Raw genomic sequence first — 10,035 nt, 5'->3', positions numbered from 1 at the left:
TTTCAGGAGACGGATGAGCTGTCTGCTGACAGCTCATGGGCTGCTGCATGGGTCACGTGGAACCGGCGGATCAGCCGATGGCGTCGGTCGGTGTTGATGTGGCTCTTGTAGCCAAAGGCCGGGATCAGCAGGCCTTCGGTCATCTGTGTGCGGCTCTCGAGCGCCGGCCCAGGCTTCTTCTTCACTCGGCCCCGTTTTACCGTCCAACGCGCGTCAATGTCCTTGTGCCGTGCTTTCGCCACCGGCCAATCCGGCCGCTCGCCAGAACGGACCTGGCGCTTTTCCTCGGCCGTCAGCCGCTGCCTGGGTGCCTCGATGATGGAGGCGTCGATCAACTGGCCGCCTAACGCCAGGTAGCCTCGATCGGTCAGGGCTGCGTCGAACCGGACGAACAGATTGTCCATGGCTCCGACCGTCACCAGGGCTTCTCGGAAGCGCCAGATCGTCGAGTAGTCCGGCACCCGGTCGGGCAGGCCCAGGCCGAGAAAGCGCATGAATGAAAGCCGGTCTCGGATCTGGAATTCTGCCTGCTCGTCCGACAGGCCGCAGAGAGCCTGCAGCACGAGAACCTTGAACATCAGCACCGGGTCGATCGGTGGCCGGCCGCCCTTGCTGCCGTCCGAGCGGCACAGGGCTTGGCTCAACGGCGCCCGGAACAGCTCGAAGTCGACCACCGCAGCCAGCCGTTCCAGCGGATCACCTGAGGCTCCGCGTAACACTCGTCCAGGTCGAAGAACCCAGGTGACCCACTCATCGCCGCTGCCCTCCTGCCGTCAGCAGAAGCGAATCACATCCGGGACCGCGGAGCTATGTTCTTCAAACCGTCCGACCGTATCTGGGTGGACGGGATCGCCCTTGGGCTGTTCGGTCCCCGCCTTGCAGATCGCTCGAATGCCGTCAGCCCGGCACGGCTTGGCGTTCAAGCCAGATCAGCCGGTGCATGTTGTAGACCAAGTTGGCGAGCCCGATCTTGGTCGTCGCCCTGGCAATGCCGATGGTCCGCACGAACAGGCCCATCCTGGCCTTCTGCTCGGCGAACACGTGCTCGATATGTGCGCGGATGGCCGACTTCTTGGCGTTGGCCTTGGCTGTCCACATCGGCATGGGCCGGTGCGGAGGTCTTTTGCGATGGATGCAGCTCACCAGCATCTGCTGGGTCAGTAATGCTTCGTTCTTCTTCGATCGGTACCCGCTGTCGCCCCAGACGGCGGCCGCGGTGTTGCCGGGGTCGAGCAGGTCACTCAGCCGGCTTCCCTCATGCGCGGCGGCATCAGTGACGAGCCACTTTCGGATCAGGCGGTGCCGCCGGTCGGTGCTGATGTGGTTCTGGTAGCCGAAGGCAGGGATCGCCAGGTCGACCTGCTTGCGGCCGTCCTCCGATGGCTTGGCCTTGGTGTACTTGATCGTCCAGCGGGCATCCCGGTCCTTCTGGCGGAGCTTCGCCGACCTTGCCTGCCATGCCTCGGGAACGCGCCCCTCCTTGATCGCCTGCTTCTCCGCCTTCGTGTTCCGCTGCTTGGGCGCAGCCACGATGCTGGCATCGACCAGCTGACCGGACATGGCGAGATAGCCGGCCTCGCGCAGTTGCCGGTCGAACAGGTCCAACAGCCGCTCGATGGCATCAGCCTTGGTCAGCACTTCGCGGAACATCCAGATCGTGTTGGCATCCGGCACAGGATCACCCAGGCCGAGGCCAAGAAAGCGGATCCACGTCAGCCGGTCGCGCAGATAGAACTCCGTGCGCTCGTCGCTCAGGTTGTTCTGGGTCTGCAGGACCAGCACCTTGAACATCAGGACATGGCCGAACGGCGGCCTGCCGCCTCTTGATCGATCCGCCCGCGGTACCGCCGCCTCAAGTTCTGGCCGGAACAACTGGAAGTCCACTACGGCAGCCAGGCGTTCGAGGTCATCGCCCTTCTTCGACAGGCCAGCCAGCCGCTCCTCCACGTCGAAGAAACCAGCCTGACCCGCCATGCCCGCCTCCTACCTGGCCGGCCTCATCCCACCACCATTGCCGAACATGCACGAGCGGCTTTTGGAGGTGTCCAGCTGCATCTTCGTGTCGATGCGCATGGGCGGCCGGTGGCGCTGTATCTGACCGACGGCGAGCGGCACGACCTGCTGGGTATGGCGCCGGTGTTCGAACAGGCAGCCTTACGCACCGGTGGGCGCGGTAGGCAACGCTGGAAGCCGGCGATCCAGAACGCACGGAAACCGCTCTAGAGAGATCCCATCATTCATAAATCACAAAGCCTGCGGCCGGGACCGTTAGCTGGACAGTTTTACTTTCGGTCTGGCGAGCTTTAACATTGACCTTTTGTCCGATCTGAGCTGGGTCCGAAGAGTATAGGCAAGTAAACTGTTTTCCGACGACGTTAAGATCACTATCGACTACAACCCACGTTGTTTGTGCTTGGATAGAGTTCGTGTTGATGGCCAAAAGTACCTCACGATCGTCAAAGATTCGCGACCATGGCACAACAGACAACATCCGGTCACCGATGATCCGGGGAAAACCGAAATCAACGCCATTGCCACTGATTTCTCTCAAGTATTGCCGCCCTCGCCGAAGCGCGATCTTTTGCTTTCGGATCTGGATGACCTTGGCAAGTTCACGATAAACTGGGTCGTTCTCGTCAAAGAAGTGGCGATCTTTTGAACGGAAAGCGCCAAAAGCTCTACCGAACATGGCCTCGCGTATATAGCGGTCGTTACCACCCTCACCGTCAAAACATTGCTCGGTCCCGTAATAGATGCAGGGAATTCCCAACGTGGTGACATTCAGAGCAAGAGCGTTGAAGACGAGCTTGGGCCATTCCGCGTTGCCAGCGCAGAAGCGCGCTTTGTTGTTGCCCTTACGAACTTGATCATGATCGTCAAGAATAGTCACCACCTTGTTGCGAAACCACGTGTGAGATTGTTTTCCGACTTGAAACGAGTTCCGGAACATCTCGAAATATTCCTCTGGATTGGTAAAGCCCTTAACCAATCCTTCAAGCTTTCCTGGCTCGTCAGCGATGCCCAAGGCTGCATCCAACCCCGTAGCTTCAAGTGTATTGAAGGCGTTCTCGCGGCCCCCTGTGATTTCCCCAAGTAGCAGAAAATTTTCTTTGCCGAGAGACTGGGCAAACTCGTGCAGAACCGCAGCGATGAACCGAGTTGCGCCCAGATCCATGTGTTTGACCGTATCAACGCGGAGTCCATCTATATCTGCAGAAGCAATCCAAAACTTGTAGGCTTCCACAAGTGCCAGCAGTGCGGGTGACGGCCTGAAGTCGTCGATCGGACCTTTACCAAGATGGATGTCTTTCAGGTCATAAAAATCACCTTCCAGTGTTTCTGGAAAATTATCCCAGCCGTTGTCACGGATACGCCCCTTTTGAGTGAAACATGGGGGTTGCTGGAGTTCGCTAGGCCATATCGCGTCATGGGGAAACGCATCAGGGCGCTGATGGAGATCAACAGAGCCAAAAGGTAAGGCAGGCTTGCCAGTAGCATCGTTGAACCCCCGCACGTCATGCATTTGCCCATTCCAATCCGGTGCCCCTGACGAGTAATCAAACACGTTGCCGGCGTGGTTGATGATGATGTCGAGCACAATGTAGATCCCGCTTTGATGAGCGAGTTGCACGAGATTGCGAAGATCATCCCGGGTACCGAAATGAGGGTCGACATCGAGAAAATGCTGTACACCATAGCCGTGGTAGGTTTGTTGGAAGCTGACCTGCTTGAAGACAGGACTGATCCAGATGGCGCTTATGCCAAGGCGCTTTAAATATCCTAGTTTGCTGGCGAGGCCATTTAGCGTGCCGCCTGCCCACTTTGCGCCAGCTTCGCGCCACTGTGCTGCATCCGCGGCAGATTGGACGGCGTTACCATTATCGGATAATTGAAAAAGGGGCGTTGTGCCGCCTGCAACCACTATATCGTTGACGTCTTTGTAGCCTGCTTCGTTATTGTCTGAGAAGCGATCGAGCAGTAAGAAATAGAAGACTTGATCTCCCCAATCTGCTGGTGAAGCAGTAAAAGGACCGGCCCGCAGGTGATCCCAGTCAAGTTCAGAAAGGCTCTTCTCCACCATCTCTGGCTTCTCCTGCATCCATGATTGTTCTCGAAGTTCATTTCGTCCATAGAATATCCGAAGCATCTCCGGGATGAGGCTTAGAAAGCTCAATGCAAGCCTCAAGATCCTCGCGTTAGTCCACCTCCACTATCGCCTATGTCCCACCAGCCGGTAGGAACACGGTAACAGATCAAGTACCCGCGGGTTCTGTCAAGATAGTCCTGGGTTGTGTCGCCAAAGCTGCGTAGTCAGATCATCTTGGCCTGCCCCCTGAAAATTGGTCCTCCCTGAGATATGGCCTTGGCCATGGTTGAGGCGCCTGGCCTGAGCGTGTTCGTCGCCCTGTTCCGGCAGATCACGCAAAGATCACGGCCGAATTCACGCTGCCGTTCGCCCACAGAGTCATGATGCCTTGCCGCTAGGTGACGTGGCTGGCTGGGAGGGTAACGCCTCAAGGACGTTGGCCTTCCCTGGCGGGGGAACAGCAAGGCAAGGCCGATGTACAAAGCTTTCGGTCAGGAAGACCTGCAAGCACAGGTCGACTTCCTGGAGTGGGTCGAGGTGCGCGGCATCAACGGAGGTCTGTACTACCTCTCCGTTCAAACGATGTCGATCGCGATCGTCATGATCGATATTTGCGGATACAGCCGCCTGATTGATCGCGATGCGCTGGGAACGGCCCGGCGTGTTCTGCAACTGCGCCATCAGATTCTCGAGCCCTTCGCCCGAGCCCACCGCGGAACCGTGGTAGATAGCAGTGGTGACAATACGATGCTCGCCTTTCACCGTGCTGACGATGCCTTGGGCTGCGCCTTTGCGGTCCAGCAGGTCCACGATCATAGCGATCGGGCAATGGCCGCAAGAGACCTGTTGCAGCTTCATATCGGGATCAGTGCCGGACAGGTCCTGCTGATCGACGGCAGCTTCTATGGCCGGCCTGTGAATATCGCTGCTCGTTTGGCCGCGTTGACCGAACCGAATGCGATCTACCTGTGCGAGGCAACGCTCGACCAGATCGACCCGCACATCGTGATGCAGGCAGAGTCATTGGGAGAGCAACTATTGCGCAACATGGAGCCCGTCCAGGCCTATCGCCTGACCGGTACGTGGGCCAGCAGGGCAGTTGCATCAAGAATGATCTGTCGCGACTGAGTAGAAAACAGTCAATTTCCGACTCTAACATTCCAAAGTATTTCACCCGAATTCGTGTATGCTTACGCGATCGGGTCATGATTGGCAGGCCTATCATGGACACTTCCCATGAGCTGGCGGGTCTTCTCGCCGGTGCTATCGCGGCGATTGCGGAGGCATGGTATATCCGGACGATCTGGATCGGTGCAACCCGACCCGATCCCTTGGCGCGGTGGATGCTGGCCCTTGCGGGCAGCTTGGCCGCAGCCAGCCATCTTGCTGTGGGCGGTGGCTGGAGTGCCGGCGTTCCGGTGGTACTGGCCATTGGAATGACGGTGAGCGCGGTGTTGTCGATGCGCTTTGGCATACCGTGCCTCTTTTCCTTGTTCGATCAGGTAGCGCTGGCGGTCACCCTCTTGGGCTTGCTGGCATGGGTGGTCTTCGGGGCGCCGCTCGTGACGCTGCTGTCGCTCCTCATGATCGATGGATCAGCCATGATGTTGAACATACGCAAGGTCTGGCGCTTTCCGGATTCGGAAGCTCCCGGTCCCTGGACGGTCACCGTGACCTCGGATGTCGTCAATTTGTTTGCCATCGGTGGATCCGAGCACGGCTGGATCTATCCGATGTACCTCCTTGTCACCAACCTGACCATGCTGGCGAGCATTCACGGGGCGCGCTACCTGACGCTGCGCGTAGCAGCTGGCAAGGTCTTCTAGGGCCGGTAAGCTCCTGGTTGCTTCCTCCCTGTCTGTTGGAAGTGCAGTGGACGGGAGAGGTAATGAGGAGTTTTCTGATGGATGGGGCAGTGGGCGATGCTCGCGCCATCGATCGAGGCCTGCTGTCCGCACACCCGTCATCCAATCCATCCATCTGCCGTACATGGCTTAGCAGATAGGGCAAGCTCCAGGAGCTGACTGCCCTAGCCGGTCTGCCTGCCTTGCATGGGACGGGTCAGACCAGGAGTGGCAGACTGTTCCAGGGCCTGCCATGGCTTTGGCTCGTCAGGGAAGGATGAGCCAGCCTGGGCTTGATGTGGACTAGCCCAGGCGCCACCAGCCGGGTCACTTCAAGCCCAGGGATAATCTGCTGGAGCTCTTGCTCATAGACCCATATCTCGCGCGTGCTGAGGGCGCGGAGGAGGCCATCGAGCATGGATTCAGGCAAAGCCGCAGCGGTCGAGTTCGTGGGCGCATTCGTATTGCGGTAGGTTCGGTTCTTGAGGCGCTGGATCACGGGCGCCGCCATCTCCGACCACCAGAAGGCCCGTTGGTCTTCATGCCGGGCGGGATACGCTGCATTTTGTAGAACCGCCCCGTGACGAGCCGCCCAAGCTATCTCTCCTCGCACCATCTCCAGCCATGCCCGCTCAGAGGCATCCTGAACATCAAGGGCGCTTGCAGCGCCCAAGGCAAGGCAGGTGCCGTCTTCCTCCGCGCTGATGGCCACGATCGTGCAAACATCCGCCAGGTCAGCCAGACGCAGGAAGATGACGGACCTACGTCTGGCCTTGGCTTTCGACCATCGCACGAGGCGATCACCAAGACATTCTGGATCCACCTGACAGGCAGGTGCGCCACCGTACCACCAACGGGCGGTAGCGTCGCGCTCGATGAGCTCCAAGAGGGCATGAGCCCTGGCTCCAGCTAAGGAGGCACTGGCTGCACAACCATTGCTGTCCAAGATCGCTGGGATGCCGTCGTCATCGAAGTTTGCCGGTCGCCGGCGGCAGAATGCTGCCGGCAGCAGCAGTTCTGCATCGCTGTTCAGGCAAGGCAGATGAACCCAGTCCATAGGCGCATCGTGTGGCAGGAGCGGCGGCAGCCAGTCATAGTCGCGCCAGAACTGGTTGAGCTCCTGGCGCTGGTAGCGTTGCGCTTGCGAGAGACAGAACAGCCGGTTCGGATCTTCTCCAAGATCGCGCGCACAGGCCGACAACGTGAGGTGTGCGTGGTCGCGATCGTAACCGGCAAAGGCACAGATCTCTGCCAGTTCGCCCAGGCACCTCGCAACAGCGTCTTCTGGCTTCAGGCCGGCACCGCTGCCTCCAAGCGGTGCACGAGCAAGCTCACCTCCATCGCACCAGGCCAGCCAAGTCCTTTCCGGCTCGAGCAGGGCCAAAGTGATAGCGGCAGAATGATCGACGGCGATCTGGACGAGTTGATCGGGCAGCGTGGGTAGTGTCTTTTGGATTGCTGGCGCGGGGATGAGGTATGTGCGCATCGATTACCTGCTCGACGCGCTTGCTGCTGTCGATGGCACGCTTGCACTCCAGCCAAATCAGGATAAGAGCAGCGGGATATCATGCTGCGATCAGGGCAGCCAAGTGCACGATATCGAGCGGGGATTAGAAAACATCGTCCATCAGGGACCGGCTGCAGCGCAGCCGGTCCTGCCGGAAGGACCGCGATTCGAATGCCTGGGTTCAACCAGGCTGGTGCTTTCTGATGGTACGGTGCTTGTTCCCCGCCTTCGCAAGACCCTGGCCCTCCTTCTCGTCCTGGTCCGCAGCCATCCTAAGCCGATCCGCCGGGCCCGCTTGACCGCCATGCTCTGGAGCGAGAGTGATCAGGAGCGCGCCAGCTCCTCGCTCCGGCAGTGCCTGGGCGACCTCCGCAAGATCATGGGCGACGGTCATGGCAGGTTCTTTTCCATCAATGACGAGCAGGCCGCGGTGAGGTCGCCGCCGCTGCAGGTCGATCTGCTGATGCTCAATCAAATGATCGATGAAGCAGACGTTCCCGCTGCTTTGCGTCTGCTCAAGGTGTCCGGCCCAACCCTGGCGCCAGACCTTGCGGAGATCGATCCCGAGTTCGATAGCTGGCTTGATGTAGAGCGAGAACTGCACGCATCAGAGCTTTGCGACCGCCTCGTCAGCCTTGCGGATGGGGGCGCTGTATCCGATAAGGATCGTCTGGCGATCGCGGATGCTGCAGCGAAGCTCAATGAGTATCGCGAAGACGTGGTCGCGCTGCGGGTGCGGAGCTTGGTGGCGCTGGGACGACGTGCCGAAGCCATCGATTTCTTTGACGCCTTTCGCGACAACCAGCGCCGCGAGTATGGCATCAACCCTCGTCAGGAATTGACGCGGCTCGTCCAGGACTTGGTCCGCGCGACCGGACCCGTATCGGGTCCGGAACCTCAGGTACTGGGACCAGCGCCGACAACGGTGCGCGCAGCCGAACCGCACGCTGGTCCTCAGCTTGTGCGCCAAGATCGACCACGATTGGCGGTCACCGTCGCCGATCGGAAGCTCTTGGCGCGAGGATCGCAGGCCGAAGTGCTGGCACGGGAACTGATCACCAGTCTCAGCCGATTTCGCGACTGGACCGTCGTGCTGGTGCCAGAAGGCCTCGAGCAGGATGTTGCCGCACTTTCCTCGCGCGGCATCGACTTTTTGGTGGAGGTCGCTGATCTGACGCTGCCCAGACGAAAGCTCAGCTTTCAGGTCGTGGTCCGCCTGACCTCTACTTCTGAAGTGATCGAGGCATTTTCCCGCGATGTCGAACGGGCCACCTGGGCATCGGCGCGCAACGAGTTCGTGGCTCGCCTGGCGGGGGTGCTGAACGCCACGATCCATCATGCGCGCATGTTCCGGATCCGGCTCCCGCAGGACCAGAGTGCCGGCACGGCCTTCGAGCATTGGCTGGAGGCCAGACAGCTGATGAACCTGTGGAGAGTGGATGCGGAAGAGCATGCCATCACGCTGCTCGAGAAGGCGGTGAGCCGCGATCCGCAACTGGCCTGTGCGCATGGAAGCCTAGCTGGCATCTTCAATTCTCGCTGGATGTTTCAGCCCGGCAAGAACCGTTCCAACGACGATCTGGTGCGCGCTGCCCATCATGCGCGCCGTGCCGTTCAGCTCGATCCCTTCGATGGCCGCAATCATCTTCATCTGGCCTGGACGCACGTGTTGGCAGGCCGCTGCGAGAGTGCTGCGGGCGTAGCAGAGCAGGCGCTCGCTTTGAACCCAGCCAGCATGGACGCCTTGATCTCGGTAGCTATTGTCCTGAGCTTCTGCGGGCATCATGAGCGCGCCGTGCAGCTAGGTGCTCAGGCCCTCGAGTACCAGCCCTATATTCCTGAATACTATTGGGGCTATTGGGCATCAATCTGCTTTCTGGCTGGCCGCTACCGGGATTGTGCTGCCGCGGTCGACCGCGCGCCCGAGTGCTTTCCCGACATCCAGGCCTGGGCTGCTGCGGCTTATGCACTGCTGGGTCAAGGTAAGTCCGCTGCATTGGCGCATGACCGCCTGCTCGGGCACATCTCCCCGCTCTGGCAAGGAGATGCCCCATGTCATCCCGCGCCCATTCGAGAATGGATCCTATCCATGTTCCCTATCCAGCTCGACAAAGATCGAGCGATGCTCCGTCAAGGACTGGAGCAGGCGGAACAGGACAAGATTGCCATGACTAGGGCCCGTTAGCTACTGATCATTCCTCCCCATCTGCGAGGCAGGTAGCAGATGGGATGGCTGATGACAGGTGTGCTGAGTGATGCGCAGTCGGCGGTGCTGGAACCGCTGATCGAGGCCTGCCGTCCGCACCGCAAGACGCAGCACCACGACCTGCGGCGCACGATCGAGGCGATCATCTGGCGCTGTCAGAACGGGGCGAAGTGGCGGAGCTTGCCAGCAGAGTTCGGTCCATGGTGGATGGCTGCACAGACCTTCATCCGTTGGGGCAGGCTTGGCGTCTGGTGTACCGGTCCACAATGATGAGACACCGATGTGCGCTCACGCGGCCATGTGCATCTGACCAAGCTGGCCGGCTCGAACCTGGGCGGGTGTCCGGTAGCCGTGCCGCTCGACGATCCAGCTCCGGTTGTAGGTCTGCTGG

Annotated in this window: 7 protein-coding genes and 1 pseudogene; 4 read left to right on the top strand and 4 right to left on the bottom strand. The window is 59.8% G+C overall.

Annotation, left to right across the window (positions count from 1 at the left end; translation table 11 throughout):
• Positions 1–2 precede the first annotated feature (2 nt).
• The 3 genes from VHL31_RS02615 to VHL31_RS02605 form a co-directional block, all read right to left on the bottom strand.
• Positions 3–719, bottom strand: coding sequence for a transposase (locus VHL31_RS02615; RefSeq protein ID WP_329659646.1), 717 nt, complete (start codon positions 717–719; stop codon positions 3–5).
• A 178-nt stretch (positions 720–897) separates the two neighbouring features.
• The gene (locus VHL31_RS02610; RefSeq protein ID WP_329659645.1) at positions 898–1,974 is read right to left on the bottom strand and encodes an IS5 family transposase; all 1,077 of its coding nucleotides are present in this window, start codon (positions 1,972–1,974) and stop codon (positions 898–900) included.
• A 259-nt stretch (positions 1,975–2,233) separates the two neighbouring features.
• Complete coding sequence (locus tag VHL31_RS02605; RefSeq protein WP_329659644.1) at positions 2,234–4,081, bottom strand: alpha-amylase family glycosyl hydrolase; 1,848 nt, start codon at positions 4,079–4,081, stop codon at positions 2,234–2,236.
• Positions 4,082–4,561: 480 nt separating this feature from the next.
• On the opposite strand from VHL31_RS02605, the gene VHL31_RS02600 reads away from it, so the two are divergent.
• On the top strand, positions 4,562–5,215 hold the full coding sequence (locus tag VHL31_RS02600; protein ID WP_329659643.1) for an adenylate/guanylate cyclase domain-containing protein: 654 nt from the start codon (positions 4,562–4,564) through the stop codon (positions 5,213–5,215).
• A 215-nt stretch (positions 5,216–5,430) separates the two neighbouring features.
• Positions 5,431–5,913 carry a hypothetical protein gene (locus VHL31_RS02595; protein ID WP_329659642.1) on the top strand — a complete coding sequence of 161 codons (483 nt, stop codon included), beginning with the start codon at positions 5,431–5,433 and terminating at the stop codon, positions 5,911–5,913.
• 235 nt (positions 5,914–6,148) lie between these two features.
• Here the strand turns inward: VHL31_RS02595 and VHL31_RS02590 are convergent, their stop codons facing one another.
• On the bottom strand, positions 6,149–7,417 hold the full coding sequence (locus tag VHL31_RS02590) for a YcaO-like family protein (protein ID WP_329659641.1): 1,269 nt from the start codon (positions 7,415–7,417) through the stop codon (positions 6,149–6,151).
• Between VHL31_RS02590 and VHL31_RS02585 the strand changes: the two genes are divergently transcribed.
• Both VHL31_RS02585 and VHL31_RS26840 read left to right on the top strand, forming a co-directional pair.
• Positions 7,410–9,623: a BTAD domain-containing putative transcriptional regulator gene (locus tag VHL31_RS02585; protein ID WP_329659640.1), complete on the top strand. Its 2,214-nt coding sequence runs from the start codon at positions 7,410–7,412 to the stop codon at positions 9,621–9,623. The two genes, VHL31_RS02590 and VHL31_RS02585, sit on opposite strands and share 8 nt — an antisense overlap.
• Positions 9,624–9,683: 60 nt before the next feature.
• Positions 9,684–9,896 (top strand): annotated as a pseudogene (locus VHL31_RS26840) (transposase); the annotation flags it as partial.
• Between the last annotated feature and the right edge of the window lie 139 nt (positions 9,897–10,035).

Origin of the sequence: Geminicoccus sp. (genome assembly GCF_036263595.1) — a bacterium.
Lineage (GTDB): Bacteria > Pseudomonadota > Alphaproteobacteria > Geminicoccales > Geminicoccaceae > Geminicoccus.
The sequence above is the reverse complement of the archived record's forward strand: the minus strand, read 5'-3'. Positions and strand labels throughout refer to the sequence as shown.